General features: G+C 73.9%; 13 protein-coding genes. 10 read left to right on the plus strand and 3 right to left on the minus strand.

What is annotated here, in order from left to right; translation table 11 throughout:
* Positions 1-105 precede the first annotated feature (105 nt).
* Entirely contained in the window at positions 106-477 is a 372-nt protein-coding gene (locus ABTY61_RS40365) for a hypothetical protein (RefSeq protein WP_350510221.1), read from the plus strand.
* A gap of 236 nt (positions 478-713) precedes the next feature.
* Here ABTY61_RS40365 and ABTY61_RS40370 read toward each other — a convergent pair whose 3' ends face one another.
* Entirely contained in the window at positions 714-1292 is a 579-nt protein-coding gene (locus tag ABTY61_RS40370) for a LuxR C-terminal-related transcriptional regulator (protein WP_350510233.1), read from the minus strand.
* A gap of 685 nt (positions 1293-1977) precedes the next feature.
* Here ABTY61_RS40370 and ABTY61_RS40375 point away from each other — a divergent pair.
* The 9 genes from ABTY61_RS40375 to ABTY61_RS40415 all read left to right on the plus strand — a co-directional run bounded on the left by ABTY61_RS40375 (position 1978) and on the right by ABTY61_RS40415 (position 15970).
* Positions 1978-3363: a glycosyltransferase gene (locus ABTY61_RS40375; RefSeq protein ID WP_350510222.1), complete on the plus strand. Its 1386-nt coding sequence runs from the start codon at positions 1978-1980 to the stop codon at positions 3361-3363.
* Positions 3364-3445: 82 nt separating this feature from the next.
* Positions 3446-4504, plus strand: coding sequence for a DegT/DnrJ/EryC1/StrS family aminotransferase (locus tag ABTY61_RS40380; RefSeq protein ID WP_350510223.1), 1059 nt, complete (start codon positions 3446-3448; stop codon positions 4502-4504).
* A 31-nt stretch (positions 4505-4535) separates the two neighbouring features.
* Entirely contained in the window at positions 4536-5714 is a 1179-nt protein-coding gene (locus tag ABTY61_RS40385; RefSeq protein ID WP_350510224.1) for a cytochrome P450, read from the plus strand.
* Positions 5715-5749: 35 nt separating this feature from the next.
* The gene (locus tag ABTY61_RS40390; protein ID WP_350510225.1) at positions 5750-5944 is read left to right on the plus strand and encodes a ferredoxin; all 195 of its coding nucleotides are present in this window, start codon (positions 5750-5752) and stop codon (positions 5942-5944) included.
* 27 nt (positions 5945-5971) lie between these two features.
* Positions 5972-6730: a thioesterase II family protein gene (locus tag ABTY61_RS40395; protein ID WP_350510226.1), complete on the plus strand. Its 759-nt coding sequence runs from the start codon at positions 5972-5974 to the stop codon at positions 6728-6730.
* 47 nt (positions 6731-6777) lie between these two features.
* Positions 6778-8943 (plus strand): aminodeoxychorismate synthase component I, encoded by a 2166-nt coding sequence (pabB, locus tag ABTY61_RS40400; RefSeq protein WP_350510227.1) that lies wholly within the window; start codon positions 6778-6780, stop codon positions 8941-8943.
* A 33-nt stretch (positions 8944-8976) separates the two neighbouring features.
* A complete protein-coding gene (locus ABTY61_RS40405; RefSeq protein ID WP_350510228.1) occupies positions 8977-14028 on the plus strand; it encodes a type I polyketide synthase in 5052 nt (1683 codons plus the stop codon).
* Between the two features lie 56 nt (positions 14029-14084).
* A complete protein-coding gene (locus ABTY61_RS40410; protein ID WP_350510229.1) occupies positions 14085-15125 on the plus strand; it encodes an ATP-binding cassette domain-containing protein in 1041 nt (346 codons plus the stop codon).
* Positions 15122-15970, plus strand: a complete 849-nt coding sequence (locus tag ABTY61_RS40415) for an ABC transporter permease (RefSeq protein WP_350510230.1) — start codon at positions 15122-15124, stop codon at positions 15968-15970. The genes ABTY61_RS40410 and ABTY61_RS40415 overlap by 4 nt, the downstream gene beginning before the upstream one ends.
* A gap of 57 nt (positions 15971-16027) precedes the next feature.
* On the opposite strand, the gene ABTY61_RS40420 is transcribed toward ABTY61_RS40415, so the two are convergent.
* Positions 16028-16903 carry a N5-glutamine methyltransferase family protein gene (locus ABTY61_RS40420; protein WP_350510231.1) on the minus strand — a complete coding sequence of 292 codons (876 nt, stop codon included), beginning with the start codon at positions 16901-16903 and terminating at the stop codon, positions 16028-16030.
* Between the two features lie 202 nt (positions 16904-17105).
* A partial coding sequence (locus tag ABTY61_RS40425) for a type I polyketide synthase (protein ID WP_502895525.1) occupies positions 17106-23453 on the minus strand: 6348 nt, incomplete at its 5' end.

Below are 23453 nucleotides of genomic sequence, written 5' to 3' on the forward strand. Positions count from 1 at the left end.
ACTCTCGTTCGCTTCCCGTCGCTCTTCCGTTCTGTGCCCGGGGCACCCGCACCGCGGCACGCCCGCGACATCCCGCGCCCCGCACCGACGAGCGAGAACGAGCCCATGACCCAGCAGCACACCCCCACCCACCCGCACACCCACCCGCACACCCACCCACACGTCCACGCGCCGCTGCCGGCCCCTTCACGCGAGGGCAGCGTCGTCCTGGAGATCGGCGGCACCCTCGGCGCCCTGATCATCCACACCGGCCCGGACGACGACGGCCTGGAGATCGAAGTCAGCCCCGTCACCGACGCCACCACCCGTACGCACGCGGCCGTGCGGCCCCGCCACCTGGCCGACCGCACCGCCTACTGCGCCGTCATCTCACCGCTGGCCGAGGACGACTACACGATCTGGCGCACCCCGCACAGCCCGGAAGCCACCGTCGCCGTCCGCGGCGGCCAGGTCACCGAGCACCACTGGCCGGCCTGACACACCGAGCCCGACACCGGGAAGAACCTTGCCGGCCAGGGTCTCGCACCTCCTCCGGCGGTCCGGGGTCCGCTCGTCCGGGTGCCAATGTCGCGTCGTCAGGCCTGGTACGCCTCCATTGCTGCCGGTCGGGGACGAGGACCTGTCGCACGACTCCTACCCTGGAACTGCTCACCCGGGCCCGTTCCCGAGCCCCGTTCCGGCCCGCCGGACCTCCCCGGCGGGCTCAGGTGCGGCTACTTGACGAAGCTCTCGACGACCTTGGGCGGCCAGACCCCGACCTTGAGGGCCCCCATGGAGTAGGCCCGGGAGACCAGGGCCGCGCGGTTGGGGACCCGCAGCTTCCGCAGCAGGCACGTCACGTGGTACTCGACGCCCTGGCGGCTGAGGTACAGCCGGGCGGCGAGCGGCACGGTCGAGACGCCGGCCGCGATGCCTTCGAGGATCTTCGCGTCGATCTCGCTCAGGAGCTTCTTCTGGCCGACCACGACCTCGGACCCGCCTGCCTCCGGACGCCCGTCGGGCATCATCACGAGGATCGACGACTCGTCGGGGAGCCCACCGCGCACCATGACGGCGGTGAGCGGAACGGTGAACGTCTCGTCGTCCGCACCTACGGCTATGACGTCGGTGGCGAAGCGGTCGCGCCGGCCCTCGATCAGCCCGGAGAACTGTCGCAGCAGGGGCTGCTGGACGCTCGGGTGCACGAGGTCACTGAAGGTCCGGCCACAGAGGTCGACCGAGGAGCGCCCGAACTGCCAGAAGAAGGCCTCGTTGGCCTGCCGGATGGTCAGGGCCCGGTCGAGCTGGGCCATGGTCAGGCCGGGCTGCCCGGCCAGCGGGTGATGCTGCGATCCCGCGCCGCTGTCCAGGGCGCGGTCGGGCTCGATGGTCCGTGCGGCACCGGCCTGGGTTGCATAAGAAGTCGCCACGGAAAGTCGGATCCCTTCAGGGCACGAGTGCGATTTGATCTCCTCGGGTATACCGGCGCTTTCTCCGACGGCCTGAGCCGCAGTGAACCCTGCGCGGAACCCCGGGAACCGGTGAGTACCGGTCAACGGCGGTCGGCGCCCATTTCCGGCCGATTCCATGGGCGTACTGAAGAGAGGCTCGATGACAATCCCGCTATTCCGGGCGGCTTTGCCTGGGACGTACCGCAATTGCGACTGACGGTGAGTCATCGTACTCAAGCCCCCCGACCAGGAATATATGGGACCCGTCAAGAAGCCTGCGGGCACCCGAACCATCCTGACCAGGACCGCACCGACCCCTGAATTCGGTGGACGGCCGCCCGTGTCCGCAGGGCCGTCCGGGGAGCACAGGGCGGAACCGTCGACTCCCCTTTGAGGGGCCGGACTTCCGGTCGAATCGGGACACAAGGGGACGATCGGCCAGGGGCGGGGGCCGGCCGTGCCGAGGACTAAGGAATTCCCGGCGCCGGGCGTGAGACCAAGGTGGGGTGCAGTTCCGACCGCCAACCCCCCGCCCTGAGGGAGTCCGATGAGCGCCGCGCAACGGCCGATCCTGTTTGTCAGCCTTCCGGAGAGCGGCCTGCTCAACCCCCTGCTGGTGCTGGCCGGCGAGCTGGCCCGGCGGGGCGTGCCCGACCTCTGGTTCGCCACCGACGAGCCCCGGCGGGCCGACGTACTGGGCCTCGCGGACCGGTCGGCGGTGGAGTTCGCCTCCCTCGGCGAGGTCTTCTCCGAGCTGTCCGCGGTCAGCTGGAGCGACGAGGTGTACCGTCAGGTGACCCAGCCGTCCCGGTTCAAGGCGCACCGAGCGGTGATCCGTCAGTCCTACCGACCCGATCTGCAGGCCGAGAAGTACCGCCGGCTCGCACGGGTGGTCGACAAGTGCGAGCCGGCCCTGATGGTCATCGACTGCGTCAGTGCCTTCGCCGTCGACCTGGCGCTGACCCGGGGCATTCCGTTCGTCCTGAGCGTCCCGTTCCTTCCGAGCAATGTGCTCACCTCGCACAGCCCTTTCGGGCCCTCCTACACCCCGACGGATTTCCCCGTTCCGCATTCCGGCCTACCCTACCCGATGGGTTTCGGTCAACGGCTGCGCAACCGGCTCTTCAAGCTCCGCACGCTCGCGCTGTTCTTCCACCCGGCGATGGGAAAGGTGCTCTCCGAGGACGCCCGGCTGCGCAAGGAACTGGGCCTTCCGAAGCCCAGCCCGATGACCCGGATCGACCGTGCGGAAATGGTGCTGTGCAATTCCGTGCGGGAGCTGGACTACCCGTTCGAGATCCCGGGGAAGGTGGAGCTCGTCGGGGCCATGGTGCCACCGTTGCCGGAGGCTTCGCGGGCCGAGGACGCGACCGGTGTCATGGACTGGCTGGACGCCCAGTCCTCCGTGGTCTACATGGGTTTCGGCACGATCACCCGGCTCACCCAGCCGCAGGTGGGAGACCTGGTGGAGGTCGCGCGGCGGCTGGACGGCCGGCACCAGGTGCTGTGGCGGCTGCCGGCCGAGCAGCAGCACCTCCTGCCGCCGCGCGACGAGTTGCCGGGCAACCTGCGGATCGAGAGCTGGCTGCCTTCCCAGCTGGACGTGCTGGCCCACCCCAAGGTCGGGGTCTTCTTCACCCACGGCGGTGGCAACGGCTTCCACGAGGGCGTGTACTTCGGGAAGCCGCTGGTGGTCCGGCCGTTGTGGGTGGACTGCTACGACCAGGCCGTGCGCGGACGGGACTTCGGGATCAGCCTGACCCTGGACCGGCCGCAGGACCTCGACCCGGACGACGTCGTGGACAAGCTCACCCGGGTACTCGGGGACCGCTCCTTCCGCGAGCGCGCCGAACGCATCGGCAGCGCGCAGCGCGCGGCGGGCGGCCGGTCCGCCGCGGCCGACCTCCTGCTCGGTCTGCCGGCCCTGGCCTGATCACCCACCCCACCGTCACCCCCGGGCCGACCCGCGACGCGGCAACGCGTCACGTGGCGCCCCGTCCCAGAGTGAGGACCCCATGCCCTTCACCATCCCCGTGTCCCGGCCGAGCCTCGACGGGCGGGAGCTGGAGTACGTCACCCGCACGATCGGCGACGGCTGGATCTCCTCGCAGGGTCCGTACGTCCGGAGCTTCGAGGAGGCCTTCGCCGAGTACAACGGCTCCGCCCACGGCGTCGCCTGCTCCTCGGGCACCGCGGCGCTCACGCTGGCGCTGCGCGCGCTCGGCGTGGGCCCGGGCGACGAGGTCATCGTGCCGGAGTTCACCATGATCGCCTGCGCCTGGGCGGTGACCTACACCGGCTCCACCCCGGTCTTCGTCGACTGCGCGGACGACCTGAACATCGACGCCGCCCGGATCGAGGAGCGGATCACCCCGCGCACCAAGGCGATCATGCCGGTGCACGTCTACGGCCGCCGGTGTGACATGGCGGCGGTCATGGAGATCGCCCACCAGTACAACCTGCGGGTCGTGGAGGACTCCTCCGAGGCCCACGGCATCCGCCCGGTCGGCGACATCGCCTGCTTCTCGCTGTTCGCCAACAAGATCATCACAGCCGGCGAAGGCGGCATCTGTCTCACCGACGACCCCCGCCTGGCCGGCCAGCTGGCCCACCTGCGGGCCATGGCCTTCACCGCCGACCACAGCTTCCTGCACAAGAAGCTCGCCTACAACTTCCGTATGACGGCCATGCAGGCCGCCGTCGCCCTCGCCCAGACCGAACGACTGGACGAGTTCCTCGCGGCCCGCAAGGAGATCGAGCGACGCTACGACCAGGGCCTCAGGGACGTCCCCGGGATCACCCTGATGCCGCCCCGGGACGTGCTGTGGATGTACGACCTGCGCGCCGAACGCCGCGGCGGACTCCGGGACTTCCTGACCGCGGAAGGCATCGAGACCCGGCTGTTCTTCCAGCCGATGAGCCGCCAGCCCGGCTACCTCGACCCGGCCTGGACCGGCCTCAACGCGACCCGCTTCGCCGCCGACGGCCTCTACCTGCCCACCTACACCGCCCTGACCACCGCAGACCAGGACCGCGTGATCGAGCGGGTCCGCGCGTTCTACGACGCGTCCTGACGCGCACCGCGCCCGAGGGAGACCCGACGACATGACGAACGCCGAACCGCGGGTGGTCGACTTCCCCCTGCGCAGGCCCGGCGAGGCCTTTCCCCCGCCCCGCTACCAGGACTACCGCGAGCAGCGCGGCCTGGTGGTGAGCCACCTGCCCAACGGGAACCGGGTGTGGCTGGTCACCCGGCACGAGGACGTCCGGGCCGTCCTGACCGACCGAAGGATCAGCTCCAACCCCGACCACCCGGGCTTCCCCACCATCAGCCAGACCATGGGCGTGCCCCGCCAGGAGCAGATCCCCGGGTGGTTCGTCGGCCTGGACTCGCCCGAGCACGACCGTTTCCGCAAGGCACTCATCCCCGAATTCAGTGTCCGCCGCGTCCGGGAGCTACGGCCCGCCGTCGAACAGACCGTGGACCGGTGCATCGACGCCATGCTGGCCGCCGGGAACGAGGCCGACCTGGTGGCCGACTTCGCCCTGCCCGTCCCCTCGCTGGTCATCTCGGCGCTGCTCGGCGTGCCACCGGTCGACCGGGACTTCTTCGAGTCCCGCACCCGCACCCTGGTCGCCATCCGGGCGTCCACCGACCGACAGCGCGACACCGCTTCGCGCGAACTGCTGCGCTACATCGACCGGTTGGTCGCCATCAAGCAGAACTGGCCCGGGGACGACCTGATCAGTCGACTGCTGGCGACCGGCGCGATCGAGCCCCGGGAGATGTCCGGGGTGCTGATGCTGCTGCTGATCGCCGGCCACGAGACCACCGCCAACAACATCGCACTCGGCGTGGTGACCCTGCTGAGCAATCCCCAGTGGGTCGGGGACGACCGGGTGGTCGAGGAGACGCTGCGCTTCCACTCGGTGGCCGACCTGGTCTCCCTGCGGGTCGCGACCGAGGACGTCGAGATCGCCGGCCAGCTGATCCGGGCCGGCGAGGGCATCGTGCCGCTGGTGGCCGCGGCCAACCACGACGAGCAGGCCTTCGCCTGCCCGCACGCCTTCGACCCGGCCCGGACCGAGCGCCACCACGTCGCCTTCGGCTACGGCGTCCATCAGTGCCTGGGCCAGAACCTGGTCCGGATCGAGATGGAGATCGCCTACCGAAGGCTTTTCGAGCGCATCCCGGGCCTGCACCTGGCGGTGCCGACCGAGGAACTGCCGTTCAAGTACGACGGCGTGCTGTGCGGCCTGCACGCGCTGCCGGTCCGCTGGTAGCCCCCGTCCACGACACCGCCCCAGGAGAGATGTCCATGCGCGTCACCGTCGACACCGCGCGCTGCGTCGGCGCGGGCCAGTGCGTGCTCAACGCCGGCGCCGTCTTCGACCAGGACCACGACGGCGTGGTCGAACTGATCGACCCCGGCGCGGCCGACACACACCCGGACGCGGTCGAGTTGGCCGCCACGCTCTGTCCGTCCGGCGCCATCACCGTCCACCGGGACTGAATCCCGCACCGAAAGAGGATCGACCCCGTGACCAGTCCCGACACGTCGAGCACGCTCTGGCTGCGCCGCTTCCACCCGGGAGCCGATCACCCCGTGCGCCTGGTGTGCTTCCCGCACGCCGGTGGCTCCGCCAGCTTCTACCACCCCGTCTCCGCGGCCCTCTCCGCCGGCACCCAGGTGATCGCCCTGCAGTACCCGGGGCGGCAGGACCGCCGCCTGGAGCCCTGCGTCGAGGACATCGACACCCTCGCCGACCGGATCACCGACGAGCTGCTCACCCTGGACGACCGCCCCACCGTCTTCTTCGGCCACAGCATGGGCGCCGTCCTCGCCTTCGAGACCGCCTGGCGGCTCGAACGGAAGGGCACCCACGCGCCCCGGGCCGTCATCGCCTCCGGCCGCCGGGCGCCGTCCACCACCCGGACCGAGACCGTGCACCAGCAGGACGACGAGGGCGTCATCGCCGAGCTCAAGCTGCTCAACGGCACCAGCGCCCAACTGCTCGGTGACGATGAGATCCTGCGCATGGCGCTGCCCGCGATCCGCGCCGACTACCGCGCCGTCGAGCGCTACACCTGCGGGCCGGAGCGCGTCCTCGGCTGCCCGATCACCGCGCTCACCGGGGACGCCGACCCACGGACCACCCTCGCCGAGGCCCGGGCCTGGCAACACCACACCACCGGCGCCTTCCGGCTCCAGGTCCTCCCCGGGGGCCACTTCTTCCTGGCCCAGCAGCAGACGGCGGTCCTGCGGGAGATCGCCTCCGAACTCGCCGCGCTCCGCTGACCAACCGCCGGCCCCGCCCGGCTGCACCGGCAGGACAAGGACCACTGATGCGCACTCTCCTGGTCGACAACTACGACTCGTTCACCTACAACCTGTTCCACTACCTCGCCGAGGTCAACGGGCGGGAGCCGGAGGTCGTCCGCAACGACGACCCGTCCTTCCGACCCGAGCTGCTCGACGGCTTCGACGCCGTCGTCCTCTCCCCCGGCCCCGGCACACCGCACAACCCCGCCGACTTCGGCCACTGCGCCGGAATCGCCCGCGAGGGCCGACTGCCCGTCCTCGGCGTCTGCCTCGGCCACCAGGGTCTCGCCCTCGCCCACGGCGCCGCCGTCGGCCGGGCGCCCGAGCCCCGGCACGGTCGCAGCTCGGACGTACGGCACACCGGCACCGGACTCTTCCACCACCTGCCCGACCCGCTGGAGGTCGTCCGCTACCACTCACTCGCGGTCACCAGCCTCTCCCCCGATCTGGAACCGGTCGCCTGGGCCACCGACGACGGCGTGGTGATGGCGCTGCGCCACCGCGAACTCCCGCTGTGGGGCGTGCAGTTCCACCCCGAGTCGATCGGCACCGAGGCCGGGCAACAGTTGCTCGCGAACTTCCGGGACCTCGCCGAACAGTTCAACCTCACACAGCGCCCCGGCCGCCGGCGCGGCCCCGCCGCACCGCCGCCCCGCGCCCAGTCCGACCCCACGCCGCTCCCGGCCACCCGGCAACTGACCGTCCTGGCCCGGAAGATCGACACCCGGTGGGACGCCGAGACCGTCTTCGACCGGCTCTTCCGCACCGGCAGCCACCCGTTCTGGCTGGACAGCAGCCTCCCCGGTGGGCGGCTCGGCCAGGTCTCCATCGCGGGCAACGCCTCCGGCCCGCTCGCCCGGGTGGTCAGCGCGGACGTGTCCCGAGGAACCGTCACGGTGACGAGCGGTGGCAGCACCCAGGTGCTGGAGGAGGAGTTCCTGAGCTGGCTCGACACGGACCTGCGCTCGCTGCGTACGGAAGTACCCGAGCTGCCGTTCGACTTCGCGCTCGGCTGGGTCGGCTGCCTCGGCTACGAGCTCAAGGCCGAATGCGGCGGCGACCGCGCCCACCGTTCGCCCGACCCGGACGCCGTCATGGTCTTCGCCGACCGGGCGGTCGTCCTCGACCACCGCGACGGCACCGCCCACCTGCTCGCCCTGGCCGAGGACGGCCTGGAGGGCCCCGCCAGAGCCTGGCTGCGGGACACCGCCGCCCGGCTCACCGGGCCGGTACCGCGCACCGACCCACCGGTCCGCAACCCGCCCGGCCCGTCGGCCCGCCTGCGGCTGCGCCACCCCCGTGAGGCCTACCTCAAGCTCATCGACGCCTGCCAGGACGAGATCCGGGCCGGCGAGACCTACGAGGTCTGCCTCACCAACATGATCGACGCCCCGGCCACGTTCGACCCCTGGCAGGCCTACCGCGCCCTGCGGCGGATCAGCCCGGCACCGTTCGCCGCCTTCCTCGGCTTCGGCGAGCTGTCCGTGCTCAGCTCCTCGCCCGAGCGCTTCCTCCGGATCGGGCCGGACGGCCTGATGGAGTCCAAGCCGATCAAGGGCACCCGCCCGCGCGGCGCGACCCCGCAGGAGGACACCCTGCTGGTCGCCGACCTGGCGACCAGCGAGAAGGACCGGGCCGAGAACCTCATGGTCGTCGACCTCGTCCGACACGATCTCGGGCGGTGCGCCGAGACCGGATCCGTCGTCGCCGACCCGCTCTTCGACGTCGAGACGTACGCCACCGTCCACCAGCTGGTCAGCACCGTACGGGCGCGGCTGCGCCCAGGCTGCAGCACGGTCGACGGCGTACGGTCGGCCTTCCCCGGCGGCTCCATGACGGGCACGCCCAAGATCCGCACCATGCAGATCATCGACCGCCTGGAGCACGGCGCGCGCGGCATCTACTCGGGCGCGATCGGCTACTTCTCACTGACCGGCGCCGCCGATCTGAGCATCGTCATCCGCACCGCCGTGATGAGCGAGGGGCGGCTGCGCTACGGGGTGGGCGGCGCGATCATCGCCCTCTCCGACGCCGAGGCCGAGTTCGACGAGACAGTGGTGAAGGCCCGCCCGCTGCTGACGCTCCTGGGCACCACATTCCCCGAGCAGCGCCCGGCCGTTGCCCGCGCCGCCGCACGCCGGCTCCAGAACGCCTCTAGGGCTTTCCCGGCGGCCTCCGACCGAGGATGACAGCCGCAACCCGCACCGACCTCGGGAGTGAAGGTGTCCGTCCACAGCGATGACTACGCGATCGATCCGGCCTCCGGGGCACCCGGGGCGCTGGGCGGTCACACCCTGCCCGGGGTGTTCGCGGCGGCCGTACGGCGCGCCCCCGACGCCGTCGCCCTGGTCGACGGCGAACGCGAGCTGACCTGGCGTCAGTGGCGGGCCGAAGTCGCCGCGCTGGCCCGGGCGCTCCAGGAGCTGGGCGTGGGCCCGGGCGACGTGGTCGCGGTCCAGCTGCCGAACTGCTGGGAGTACCAGACCGCGCACCTGGCCGTCGCCACCGTCGGCGCGGTCATGCTGCCGGTGCACGCCGGCTACGGCGCCGCCGACGTGCGGGCGCTGCTGGGCCGGGTGGACCCGGTGGCGGCCCTGCTCGCACCGGAGCCGGCCGGCACCCTGGCGACGGCCGTACCGTCGCTGCGGACGGTCCTCGTCACCGGGGATCCGGACGGGCTGCCGACCGGGGTCCGCTCGCTCGCCCGGACGATGGCGGAACACGCCGGCCGGGAACCGCACCCGGTCGAAGTCCTGCCGGACCATCCGCTGGTCCTGATCCCCTCCTCCGGCACCACCTCGGCCCGGCCCAAGATCTGCCTGCACAGCCACGACGGACTGCTCTCCAACACCGCCCCCGTCGCCGAGGAAGGCGGCGCGGCCTTCGCCGGCTCCATCCTGACGGCCTGCCCGCTCACCCACCTGTTCGGCCTGCAGTCCTTGCACACCGCGCTGTTCCGGGCCTGTCGGCAGGTCCTGCTGCGCGGCTGGGATCCCGAGCGCTTCCTCGCGCTGGCCCGGCGCACCGCACCCAGCGCGGTCTTCGCCGTCCCGGCGCAGCTGTACGACATCGTCGGTGCCCTGGCCCGTGACGGACGGCCCGCCGGATTCCGGCCGCACCAGGTGCGCACCGCCGGGGCGGCGATCCCCGCCGCGCTGGCCGCGGACGTGCGGGCGGCGCTCGGCGGCGAGCTGGTGGTGGTGTGGGGCATGTCCGAACTGGGCACCGGCACCCGCACCTCGCCGGCCGACCCGGACGCGGCAGCGGTGCGCAGCGTGGGCAGGCCGACCAACGGGGCGCGCGTGCGGATCACCGGCGAGGACGGGCGCGAACTGCCCCCAGGCGCACCGGGCGACCTCCAGTACCGCAGCCCGAGCATGTTCCGCGGCTACTACCGCGAGCCCGAGCTGACCGCTACGGCGATCACGCCGGACGGCTGGCTGCGCACGGGCGACCGGGCGAGCCTCGGGGAGGACGGGCTGCTGCGCTTCCACGGGCGAGCGGCGGAGCTGATCAACGTGGGCGGGCGGAAGTTCGACGCGACCGAGGTCCAGGAGCTGCTGGCGGCGATGCCGGGCATCGGCCCACTCGCGGTGGTCGGGCGGGCGGACGCGCGGCTCGGCGAGATCCCGTGCCTGGTGCTCACCCGTGCGGCGGATCCGGCGATCAGGCTGCGGGCCGTCACCGGCTTCCTCCGTGAACGGGAGGTCGCCGAGTACAAGATGCCGCTGGAACTGGTGACCGTCGACGACCTCCCGCGCACCCCGGCCGGGAAGCTGCACCGACGGTCGCTGGAGGAACTGGTGGCCCAGGAGGCGTCCGTCCCCGGCCCGTCCGCGCTCGACTACCGCGACGCGCTGGACCTCGTGCGCTCGTGCGCGGCCGAGGTCATGGAGCGGGGCCGGGACGACGAGGCGATCGGCGCCGACACGGCGTTCCGCGCGTACGGGCTGGACTCGGTGCGCACCGTCCGGCTGCGCAACCTGCTGGCGGAGGAGACCGGCCGTCCGCTGCCGGTGAGCCTCGGCTTCGACCACCCCACCCCGGCCGCCGTCGCGTCCCTGCTGTCGGGCACCGCGCCGGACCGACCGGACGAGGGCCCGTACGACGCCTCCGACGAGCCGGTCGCGATCGTCGGCATGGCCTGCCGCCTTCCGGGTGGGGTCTCCTCCCCCGACGAGCTCTGGACGCTCGTCGCCGACGGCACCCACACCGACTCCGCGTTCCCTGCCGACCGCGGGTGGGACCTCGACGGCCTCTTCCACGACGACCCCGGGCACCCCGGGACGTCCTACGTCCGCCGGGGCGGATTCCTGGACGGTGCAGGGCGGTTCGACGCCGCCTTCTTCGGCTTCTCCCCGCGCGAGGCGCTGGCCGCAGACCCGCAGCAGCGGCTGCTCCTGGAGACCGCCTGGGAGGCGCTGGAGCACGCCGGCATCGACCCGACCGGGCTGCGCGGAAGCCGCACCGGCGTCTTCACCGGTGCGATGTACCACGACTACGGTGCCGGCGCCCCTGCGGAGTTGGAGGGACTCCTCGGGATCGGCACCGCCGGCAGCGCGCTCGCCGGGCGGATCTCGTACTGCTTCGGCCTGGAGGGCCCTGCGATGACCGTCGACACCGCGTGTTCCTCCTCGCTCGTCGCCCTCCACCTCGCCTGCCGCTCGTTGCGCTCGGGCGAGTCCTCGCTCGCCCTGGCCGGCGGCGTCGCGGTGATGGCCACGCCGGGGTCGTTCGTCGAGTTCTCCCGGCTGCGCGGCCTGGCCCCCGACGGCCGCTGCAAGTCCTTCTCGGACGACGCCGACGGCGCCGCGTGGTCCGAGGGCGCGGGCCTGCTCGTCCTGGAGCGGCTGAGCGACGCGCGGCGCAACGGGCACCCGGTGCTCGCCCTCGTCCGCGGCTCGGCCGTCAACCAGGACGGCGCCTCGAACGGCATCACCGCGCCCAACGGCCCCGCGCAGCAGCGCGTGATCCGCCGCGCACTGGCCGACGCGGGGCTCGCCCCCGGCGACGTCGACGCCGTCGAGGCCCACGGCACCGGGACCTCGCTCGGCGACCCGATCGAGGCGCAGGCACTGCTCGCCGTCCACGGCGGCGCGCGCCCGGCGGACCGGCCGCTGTGGCTCGGGTCCGTCAAGTCGAACCTCGGGCACGCCCAGGCGGCGGCCGGAGTGGCCGGGGTGATCAAGACGGTGCAGGCGCTGCGGCACGGCCTGCTGCCGCAGACCCTGCACGTCACCGAACCGACCGCCCGGGTGGACTGGTCCTCCGGCGCCGTCCGGCTGCTGACCGAGGCGCAGCCGTGGCCCCGGGAGGCCGGTCGGGCGCGGCGCGCGGGCGTGTCGTCGTTCGGGATCAGCGGGACCAACGCGCACGTGGTGCTGGAGGAGGCTCCCGCGGCGCCCGCGACTCCGGAAGGCTCCACGGATCGTCCGGTGCCGCTGGTGCTCTCCGCCCGCAGCGAGCCGGCCCTGCGGGCCCAGGCCGGGCGGCTGGCCGAGCACCTCGCCGCCGAGCCCTCGTACGCCCTGCCGGACCTCGCGCACGCGCTGGCCACCACCCGGGCCGTCCACGGCCATCGGGCGCTGCTGGTCGGCACCGACCGCACCGAACTCGTGGACGCGCTGAGGCGGTTCGCCACCGGGGAGCCCTCGTCGGTCGCCCCGGCGACCGGTCGGCGCGACGGTGGCGGGCGGCTCGCCTTCGTCTTCGCCGGGCAGGGCAGCCAGCGACCCGGGATGGGGCGCGAACTCGCCGCCGCGTTCCCGGAGTTCGCGGCCGCCCTGGACGAGGTGTGCGGTGTCCTGGATCCGCTGCTGAAGCAGCCGCTGCGCCCCGTCCTGTGGGACGACGACTCCGCACCGATGCTCGCCCGGACGGAGTTCGCGCAGCCCGCGCTGTTCGCCCACGAGGTCGCGCTCCACCGACTGTTGGAGTCCTGGGGCGTGCGGCCCGACCTGCTGGCCGGGCACTCGGTCGGCGAGATCGCCGCCGCGCACGTCTCCGGGGTGCTGTCGTTGGTGGACGCGTGCACGCTGGTCGCCGCCCGGGGGCGGCTCATGCAGGCCCTCCCGGCCGGTGGCGCGATGCTCGCCGTCCGGGCGACGGAGGACGAAGTCCTGCCGCTGCTGGGCGAGTTCGTCTCGCTCGCAGCCGTCAACGGGCCGTCGTCCGTCGTCGTCTCGGGCGCCGAGGGCGCCGTCGCGGCGGTCGAGGCCCACTTCGCCGACCGGCGGACGACGCGCCTGCGCGTGTCGCACGCCTTCCACTCGCCGCTGCTGGAGCCGATGCTGGCGGAATTCCGCGGCGTGCTGGAGGGGTTGTCGTTCGCCGCGCCCGCCGTGCCGCTGGTCTCCGGCGTCACCGGCCGCCCACTGACCGTCGACGAGGCCCGCGACCCCGGCCACTGGGTGTGCCAGGCCCGGGAACCGGTCCGGTTCCGGGACGCCGTCTCGCGGCTGGAGGCGGCGCGCGTCGACGCCTACCTCGAACTCGGGCCCGCCGCCGCGCTCGCACCCATGCTCGACGAGTGCCTGGCCGCCGGGGAGGTCGGACCGTCGGCCGCCGTCATCGCGACCGGCTCGGCGGACCAGGCGGGCGAGACGCGGGCGCTGCTCGCCGCCGCCGGGCGCCTCCACCTGCACGGCGTGCCGGTGGACTGGGACGCCGTCCTGCCCGGCGCCCGGCCCGTGCCGCTCCCGACGTACCCGTTCCAGCGGCAGACGTACTGGCTCGCGGCCGCCGCCCCGACGACGCCGGCCGAAGCCGTTGCCGACGCGCCGCTCCTCGACGACCGACTCGCGACAGCGAGCCCCGAGGAACGCGACGCCCTCCTCCTCGAAATCGTCCTCAGCGAGACCTCCGCCGTGGTCCGGCGCGGCGCCGACGACCTCGATGCCGCCCACGCGTTCTCCGACCTCGGCGTCAACTCCGTCAACGCGATCGAGCTGCGCGAACGCATCGCCGCCGCCACCGGCACCGCCCTCCCCGCGACCCTCGTCTTCGACCACCCGTCCCCGGCCGCCGTCGCCCGGGCCCTCGGCGCCCGGCTCGACCGGGGAGCCGCACCGGAACCCACCGCCGCCGACCTGGTCGACCGGCTCGCCGCGCTGCTCGCCGCCGGCACCGCCCTCGACCCGGCCACCGCCACCCGGCTGCGCGACCTCGCCCGGCGCTGCGCCGTACCCGCCGGCTCGGCCCGCCCCGGCCCGGGGCCCGACCTCGACGCGGCCACCGACGAGGAGCTCTTCCGCCTGATGGACGCCGTCGACTGACCCCGTCGGCTGAAAGGCCGCGAGCCCCTGCCGATCCCCCGTACGGAGACCCGACCATGCCCGCCCGCACCGCCCCGCCCCCGCCCGCCGCGGCCGACGACGACCTCGTGATCGAGGCGGTCGACGTCGGCATGACCTTCGGCACCGTCCGCGCCCTCGACTCGGTCAGCCTCGCCGTCCCCCGGGGCAGCGTGCTCGCCCTGCTCGGCCACAACGGCGCCGGCAAGACCACCCTCGTCGGCGTCCTCACCACCGCCCTCGCGCCCACCACCGGCCGGGCCAGCGTCGCCGGCTTCGACGTCCGGCGCCGCCCCGCCGAGGTCCGCCGCCGGATCGGCCTCACCGGCCAGTACGCCACCGTCGACGGGCGGCTCAGCGGGCGCGACAATCTCCTCCTGCTCGCCGGTCTGCTCGGCGCCGGCCGCCGCGCCGCCCGAACCCGCGCCGTCGAGCTCCTCGACCTGTTCGACCTCGGTCACGTGGCCGACCGGCCTGCCAAGACCTACTCCGGCGGCCTGCGCCGCCGCCTCGACCTCGCCGCGAGCCTGGTCGGCCGGCCCGAGGTGGTGTTCCTGGACGAGCCCACCACCGGCCTCGACCCGGTCAGCCGGCTCGGCCTCTGGGAGATCGTCGAAGGCCTCGTCGTCGAGGGCACCACCGTCCTGCTCACCACCCAGTACCTCGACGAGGCCGACCGGCTCGCCGACGCCATCACCGTGCTCTCGGGCGGCACCGTCGTCGCCCACGGCACCCCCGCCGAGCTCAAGGCCCGGGTCGGCCGGCGCACCGTCACCGTCGTCCTCGACGGGCCTGCCGGGAGCGACTCGGGGAGCGGCTCCGAGCGCGCCGCCGAGGCACTGCGCCGAGCCGGACTCGCCCCCGTCACCGGCCGCGAGGGCAGCGCCCTCGTCGTCCCGATCGAGGCCACCCGGGACATCGCCGCCGTCGTCCGGGCGCTCGACGGGGTCGGGATCGAGGCCTCGGAGCTCACCTTCGGCGAGCCCGGCCTGGACGACGTCTACCTCGCCCTCGCGCACCGCGCCGACTGCCCCGCCAGCCTTGTCAGCCTCGTCAGCCCGGAAGGACCCGCTCGGTGACCACCACGCTCGACACCGGCCGACCACACCGCACGCCGATGCCCACTGTGCCTGCCTGGCGCGGCAGTTCGCGGCTCACCCAGGTCCGCATCCTCACCGGCCGGTCGCTGCGCGCGCTCGTGACCGACCCCGCGGTGCTGCTCTTCGGCCTGCTCCAGCCGGTCATCACGCTCGTGGTGCTGTCCCAGGTGTTCAGCCGGATGGGGCTCCCGCCGCACTTCCCGCCGGACGTCACGTACCTGGACTTCGTCCTGCCCGCCGTCCTCGTCGACAACGCGGTGCAGTCCGCCGTCCAGTCCGGGATCGGCCTCGTCGAGGACCTGCAGAACGGCATCGTCGCGCGGCTGCGCTGCCTGCCCGTCGCGCCGAGTTCGCTGCTGGTCGCCCGCAGCCTCACCACGCTGGTGCGCGCCGCCGTCCAGGCCGTGATCATCCTGCTGCTCGGCATCCTCGTGCTCGGTTACAACCCCAGGGGCGGGGCCGGCGCGGTCGTGGCCTCCATCGGGCTGACGCTGTTCATGAGCTGGGCCCTCGGCTGGCTGTTCATCGCGGCGGCGGCCTGGCTGCGCCGCGCCGAGCCGATCCAGAACCTCGCGATCATCGCGGTGCTCCCGCTGATGTTCGCCTCCAGCGCCTACGTCCCGACCGCCGACCTCCCGGACTGGCTGGCCGCCGTCGCCCACGTCAACCCGCTCACGTACGCCATCGACTCCACCCGTGCCCTCGCCCTCGGCCTTCCCGGCACGGGCACCGCCGTCCCGGCGCTGCTGCTCGGCGCGGCGGTGGCGGGGGTCGGCGCGTGGCTAGCGGTGGCCGGCTTCCGGCGGCCTTTGACACCCCGCTGAACACGACCGGCCGGGCCCCCTTCCGCTCCTGCGGACGGGGGCCCGGCCGTCTGCCGGTCAGGAGGAAGTGGCGTCGGCGTCGGTACGGACGGCCGTCGAGTACAGCGGCCAGCCCTCGTGGTCGGGCCGGCAGTTCACCGCGGTGAAACAGCCGGGCTCACGTAGCAGTGCCGGAACCGTCGCGCCGTGCAGGTGGCCGTGCTCGACCACCAGCGTCCCGCCCGGCCGCAGCAGCCCCGCCGCCGCCTCCACCACCTGGCGGACGACCCGCAGGCCGTCGGCTCCGCCGAACACGGCCTGGCGGGGCTGGTAGCGGCCGAACTCGTCCGGCACGTCGGCCGTGTCCGGCATGAACGGCGGGTTCGCGAGCACCAGGTCCGCCTCGCCCGCGAGACCGGTCAGCGTGCCCGCCCGGTCCGCCACGCCCTCGTGGACGGAGATCTCGGTGTCCCCGAGCATGGCGCGGCGGGCCGCGTTGCGGCGGGCGAAGTCCGCGGCAACCGGGTCGAATTCGACCGCGTGCACCCGGGCGTCCGGCCGGGCGTGCGCGAGGGCCAGCCCGATCGCCCCGGAGCCGGCGCACAGGTCGACCACCGTCGGCCCGGCAGTGCCGGCGAGGACCTCCAGGCCGGCCGCCAGCACGAGCTCGCTGTGCACCCGCGGCACGAACACGCCGGGTCCGACGAGGAGTTCGAGGCCGGCGAACACGACCCGGCCGATCAGGTGACCGAGCGGCACGCCGTCGGCTCTTCTGCCCACCAGGTCCCGCAGCCGCCGTACCGATCGGCCGTCGACGTCCCTCCGCGGGTCCAGCCCGGCCGGTTCCACGCCGAGCACCCGGGCGGCGAGTTCCTCCGCTTCCTGCCGCGCGTCCGCACTCCGAAGTATCAGCACCGCCTCGTCGAGCAGGTCTCCGAGCACCATCGTTCCCATCCGTCGCCTCCCGGCCCGTGGTGCGGCGCCATCGGCCGCACGATGCCGCCAACTGTGCGGCCGGAGCGGCTAGGAGAGTGTCCAGAACTGGTGTCGGAGAGGTTGGGTCGAGCACCGTCGCCGACGGTCAGGACCGCGGACGGGGCGTCGCGGGAGCCCCGGGTTCGGGCTCCCGCGACGCGGGGAGGGGCGGGGCGCGTTGTCAGTCGGGCAGGCCCAGTTCGTTGTCCAGCAGGTCGAACATCTCGTCGTCCGAGGCTGACTCGAAGTCGAAGGCCCCGGTGCCCGAGAGTCCGTCGGCGGCAGCGGCGCTCCGAGCGGCGAGCCACTTCGAGCGCATCACCTCCAGGCGGGCGGCCACCTGCGCGAACAGCGCCTCGTCCGATCCGTCCACCTCGGTCGTCCCCAACGCCTGCTCCAACCGGTCAAGTCCGGCCAACAGCGCGGCCGGGCCCGCGGTGGGCTCGGGCTCCAGGCCGAGCCGCTCGAACAGGTGGTCGGTCAGCTCGGCTATCGTCGGGTGGTCGAAGACCAGCGTGGCCGGCAGCCGAAGGCCCACCAACACGCCCAGACGGTTGCGCAGTTCGACCGCCGTCAGCGAGTCCAGCCCGAGGTCCTGGAACGCCCGCTGCGGGTCCACCGCGGATGCGTCGGTGTGGCCGAGAACCACGGCCGCCTGGCGGCGGATCGCCGCCAGCAGCACCTCGCGCCCTTCGGTGCCCGGCAGTTCGGACAGCCGCCGCACGAACCCGGCGCCGTCGCCCGTCCCACTGTCCACGCCGGCGGCCGAGCCGCGCCGCACCGGCCCGCGCACCAGGCCCCGCAGGAGCGGCGGGATCTCGCCGCGCCGGCTCAGGGCGGCCGGGTCGAGGCGGAGCGGCAGGACGGCGGGTGCCGTGCCGGCCGTGGTCGCGTCGAAGAGGGCGAGGCCCAGTTCGGGCGTGAGCGGCGGCATGCCGGCCCGGGCCAGTCGTTCGGCCTCGGCCTCGGTGAGGGTGCCGGTCATGCCCCCGGTGCCGGTCCACGGGCCCCACGCCAGCGAGACGGCGGGCAGGCCGAGGCAGTGGCGGTGGCGCGCGAGTGCGTCCAGGAAGGCGTTGGCCGCCGCGTAGTTGGCCTGGCCGGGGTTGCCGAGCGTGCCGGCCGCCGAGGAGAACAGGACGAAGGTCTCGACGCCTTCGGCGGCCCGGTGGAGGTTCCACGCGGCGTCCGCCTTCGGGCGCAGGACGGCGCCGATGCGGTCGGGCGTGAGCGAGCCGATCGTCCCGTCGTCCAGGACGCCCGCGGTGTGCACCACCGCGCGAATGTCGTGGCGGGCGAACAGCCCGGCGACGGCGGCCTCGTCGGCGACGTCGCAGGCTTCTACGGCCGTCTCGGCGCCGAGCCCGGCGAGTTCGGCGACCAGGTCGGCCACGCCGTCCGAGGCGGCGCCGCTGCGGCTGACCAGGAGCAGGCTGCGCACGCCGTGCTCGGCGGCGAGGTGCCGGGCCACCAGGCGGCCGAGGCCGCCGGTGCCACCGGTGATCAGCACCGTGCCCTCGGTGGGCCAGCTCGGGGCCTCGGTCGCGAGCTCCTCCCTCGCGAGGCGGGCGGCGAACAACTCGCCGTCCCTGAGCAGGAGTTGCGGCTCATCGACGGTGAGGGCGACAGGGATCAGCGCGGTCTCGGCGGTGGCGAGGTCGAGCAGCCCGAACCGGCCCGGCTCCTCCGCGGCCGCCGAGCGGACCAGGCCCCAGGCCGCCGCCCCGGCGAGGTCGGCACCGGACACCGCGCCCCTCGTCACGAACACCAGCCGGGCGGCCGCGAACGCGTCCTCCGCGAGCCACGCCTGGACCAGCTCCAGGACGGCGGTCACCCTGGTGTGCACTGATTCGGCGTCGCCGGCGGGGAGTTCGACCAGCACCACCGGCGGCACGCCGGCCCCTGCGGCGAGCTCGGTCAGCGCCTGCGCGGTCGGCTCGACGGAGACGAACGCCACGTCCACGTCGGCGGGCACCTGCACCGGCACCCAGTCGAGGCGGAACAGCGCGTCGTGGCCGGCCGGGCGGGGCGCCGCGCCGAGCTGCTCGGCGGCGATCGGCCGGACGGTGAGCGAGCCCACCGATGCGACCGGCCGCCCCTCGGTGTCGGCCGCGGCGAGTGCCAGTCCGCCGGACGCCGACGGCGCCAGCCGGACCCGCAGCGCGGACGCCCCGGAGGCGTGCAGCGCGACGTGCTCCCACGCGAACGGCACCCCGGCGCCGCCCTCGCCGGCACCGCCCTCCCCAAGACTGCCGCCCACGGCGAGCGTGTGCAGGCAGGCGTCGAACAGAGCCGGGTGCAGACCGTAGGCGCCGCCCTCGACGCCCTCGGGCAGGGCGACGTCCGCGAAGAGCTCGTCGCCGCGGCGCCATACCGTCCGCAGGCCCTGGAAGGCGGGGCCGTAACCGAACCCGGCCTCCGCCAGGCCCTCGTACAGCCCGGTCAGGTCGACCTCCTCGGCGTCGGCCGGCGGCCACACGGAGGCGTCGAACGCCGCCGGTGCCGCGCCCGTGCCCAGCACGCCGCCGGCGTGCAGGGTCCACGGGTGCGGGCCGCCCGCGCCGGGCCGGGAGTGGACGCTCACGGGCCGGCGGCCCGCGTCGTCCGGCGCCCCGACGGCGACCTGGAGCTGCACGGCTCCCGTCCCCGGGAGGATCAGCGGCGCCGCGAGGGTCAGTTCCTCGACGACGTCGCAGCCGACCTCGTCACCGGCGCGCACGGCCAGCTCCACCAGCGCCGTACCCGGCACCAGGACCGAGCCCATGACGACGTGGTCCGCCGCCCACGGGTGGGACCGCGCCGACAGGCGGCCGGTGAACAGCAGGCCGTCGCTGTCGGCCAGCTCCAGCGAGCCGGTGAGCAGCGGGTGTTCGGCGTTCCTGAGCCCGGCGGACTCGGCACCGCGGCCGGCGGGCAGGCCGGTCGGCCAGTAGTCCCGGTGCTCGAACGGGTAGGTCGGGAGCTCGGCGAGGTGCCGGCCGACTCCGGCGAGCAGGGCCCGCCAGTCGACCTTCGCGCCGTGGACGTGCAGGCTCGCGAGGGCCTGGAGGAGGTTCGCCTCCTCGGGCCGGTCCTTGCGGAGCGCGGGGGCGGCCACGGCGTCGGCGTCGTCGGGCAGCGCGCTCGCGGTGAGCGCGGTGAGGACGGCGTCGGGGCCGAGTTCGAGGAAGCGGCGGACGCCTGCCCCGTGGAGCGTGCGGACGCCGTCGGCGAAGCGGACGGCCTCGCGGACGTGGCGCACCCAGTAGTCGGGGGTGGTGAGGTCCTCGGCCAGGGCACCGGTGAGGTTGGAGACGACGGGGATCGACGGGATGTTGTACGTCAGCCCGTTGAGGACCTCGCGGAAGTCCGCCAGCATCGGGTCCATCAGCGGGGAGTGGAACGCGTGGGAGACCCGCAGGCGCGTGGTCCGCCGGTCGGCGAAGTGCGCCTCGATCGCCGCGACATCGTCCTCCGCTCCCGAGACGACGATCGAGCGCGGGCCGTTGACGGCGGCGATCGACACGAAGTCGCCCAGCAGGGCGAGCACTTCGCCCTCCGCTGCCTGTATCGCGAGCATCGCGCCGCCGGACGGCAGCGCCTGCATCAGTCGGCCGCGGGCGGCCACCAGGGCGCAGGCGTCGGCCAGGGAGAACACCCCGGCCACGTGTGCCGCGGCGACCTCACCGATCGAGTGCCCTGCCAGGAACTCCGCACGCACGCCGAGGGATTCGACGAGACGGTAGAGCGCGACCTCGACGGCGAACAGGGCGGCCTGGGCGTATGCGGTCTGGTTCAGCAGGTCCGCGTCCGAGCCCCACACGACGTCCCGGAGCGGAAGCTCCAGCGTCGCACAGACCTCGTCGAAGGCACGGGCGAACACCGGGAACCGGGCGTGCAACTCCCGTCCCATGCCGAGCCGTTGCGAGCCCTGGCCGGAGAACAGGAACGCCGTCCTGCCGTCGGCCGCGACTCCTCGGGCCGCCTCCACGCCGTCCACGAGCACGGTGCGGTGCGGCAGCGCCGACCGCCCGGCCAAGGTGAACGCCACGTCCGCGGAGGGCAGTTCCCCGGCGTCCGTGAGCCGCGCGAGCTGCGCGTCCAGCGCCGCCTCGGACTTGGCGGACACCACCCAGGGCACCAGGCCGGGTGCGGCCTCGGTCTCCGGCTCCGCCGACTCGGGCAGCTCCAGGATGACGTGCGCGTTGGTGCCGCTGATCCCGAAGGACGACACGCCCGCACGGCGCGGATGGTCGGTGGCCGGCCAGTCGGTGCGCTCGGTGAGCAGCTCGACGGCGCCGGCCGTCCAGTCGACGTGGGTGGAGGGCTGGTCGATGTGCAGGGACTGCGGGAGCACTCCGTGCTGCATCGCGAGCACCATCTTGATCACGCCCGCGACGCCGGCCGCGGCCTGGGAGTGGCCGATGTTCGACTTGATCGAGCCGAGCAGCAGCGGGACTTCGCGGTCCTGGCCGTACGTCGCGAGGAGCGCCTGCGCCTCGATCGGGTCGCCCAGCGTCGTGCCCGTGCCGTGCGCCTCGACTGCGTCCACGTCGGCGAACGACAGCCCGGCGCTCGCCAGTGCCTGCCGGATCACGCGCTGCTGCGACGGACCGTTGGGCGCGGTGAGGCCGTTGGACGCACCGTCCTGGTTGACGGCGCTTCCCCGCAGGACCGCGAGGACGCGGTGCCCGTTGCGGCGGGCGTCCGACAGTCGCTCCAGCACCACCATGCCGATGCCCTCGCCCCAGCCGACGCCGTCCGCCGCCTCGGCGAAGGCCTTGCTGCGGCCGTCCGCGGCCAGGCCGCGCTGCCGGGAGAACTCGACGAACGTCGCCGGGGTGGACATCACCGTCACGCCGCCGGCCAGGGCCAGCGTGCACTCGCCACTGCGCAGGGCCTGGGCGGCGAGGTGCATCGCGACGAGGGAGGAGGAGCAGGCCGTGTCGACCGTGACCGCCGGGCCTTCGAGGCCGAGGGTGTAGGACACCCGGCCCGAGGCCACGCTCCCGGCGCTGCCGCTGCCCTGATGGCCCTCGAACTCACCGCCGCCGAGCAGGTTCGCGTAGTCGGCGTACATCACGCCCGCGAAGACTCCCGTCCGGCTGCCGCGTAGCGTCACCGGATCGATGCCGGCCCGCTCGAAGGCCTCCCACGAGGTCTCCAGCAGCAGGCGCTGCTGCGCGTCCGTCGCCAGCGCCTCGCGCGGGCTCATCCCGAAGAACGCCGCGTCGAACGCCGCCGCCTCCCGCAGGAAGCCGCCCGTCCGGGTGTAGGACGTGCCGCTGTGGTCCGGGTCCGGGTCGTAGAGGGTCTCGACGTCCCAGCCGCGGTCGGCCGGGAAATCCGACACCGCGTCCACGCCGTCGGCCACCATGCGCCACAGGTCCTCCGGCGACGCCACGCCGCCGGGGTAGCGGCAGGCCATCCCGACGAGCACGATCGGATCGTCGGACGGGACGGGCAGGGCTGCCGGGAGTTCCACGGTCTCCGCAGTGCCGAACAGGCCTTCCAGCAGGAAGCCGGCGAGCGCGTGGGCGGTCGGGTAGTCGAACACGACGGTGGCCGGCAGCTGGAGACCGGTCGCGGTCCGCAGCCGGTTGCGCAGTTCGACCGCCGTCAACGAGTCGAAGCCGAGGTCCTGGAAGGCCCGCGACGGGTCCACCGACGCCCGGCCCTCGTGGCCGAGCACAAGCGCGATCTGGTCCCGCACCAGCTCCAGGACGGCCTCGCGCCGCTCCTCACCGCCCAGGCCCGACAGCCGACGGGCCAGGTCGATCGCGGCGGGGGCCGTTGCCGCTCGGCGCGCCGAGGTCCGGACCAAACCGCGCAGGAGGGCGGGGACGTCGCCCCGGTCCCGCAGGGCGGGCAGGTCCAACCGGACGGGCAGCACGGTCGGCCCGGCGCCGGTGGCGACCGCGTCGAACAGCGCCAGCCCGTGCTCAGGGTCGAGCGGCGGCACGCCTGCGCGGGTCATCCGCTCGCGCTCGGCGTCGGTGAGCGTGCCGGTCATGCCCGCCACATCGGACCAGGGGCCCCAGGCGAGGGAGACGGCGGGCAGGCCGAGGGAGCGGCGGTGGACCGCCAGGGCGTCCAGGTAGGCATTGCCTGCCGCGTAGGCGGCCTGGCCCGCGCTGCCGAACGTGCCGGCCATCGACGAGAACAGGACGAAGGCGTCGACGCCCCCGGCGGCCCGGTGGAGGTTCCACGCCGCGTCCGCCTTCGGACGCAGGACAGCCGAGACACGCTCGGGGGTGAGCGAGCCGATCACGCCGTCGTCGAGCACACCGGCGGTGTGCACGACCGCGCGAATCTCGTGCCGCGCGAACAGGTCTGCCACGGCGGCCTCGTCGGCCACGTCACAGGCCTCGACCACCGCCTCCGCACCGGCCGACGCCAACTCGGCGACCAGCGCCTGGACGCCCTCGGCGTCCGCGCCACGACGGCTGACCAGTAGCAGGTGGCGCACGCCGTGCTCGGCCGCCAGGTGCCGGGCCACGACCCTGCCGAGGCCACCGGTACCGCCGGTGATCAGCACCGTGCCCTCACT

The sequence above is a fragment of the Kitasatospora sp. NPDC096128 genome, from assembly GCF_040303105.1.
Lineage (GTDB): Bacteria > Actinomycetota > Actinomycetes > Streptomycetales > Streptomycetaceae > Kitasatospora.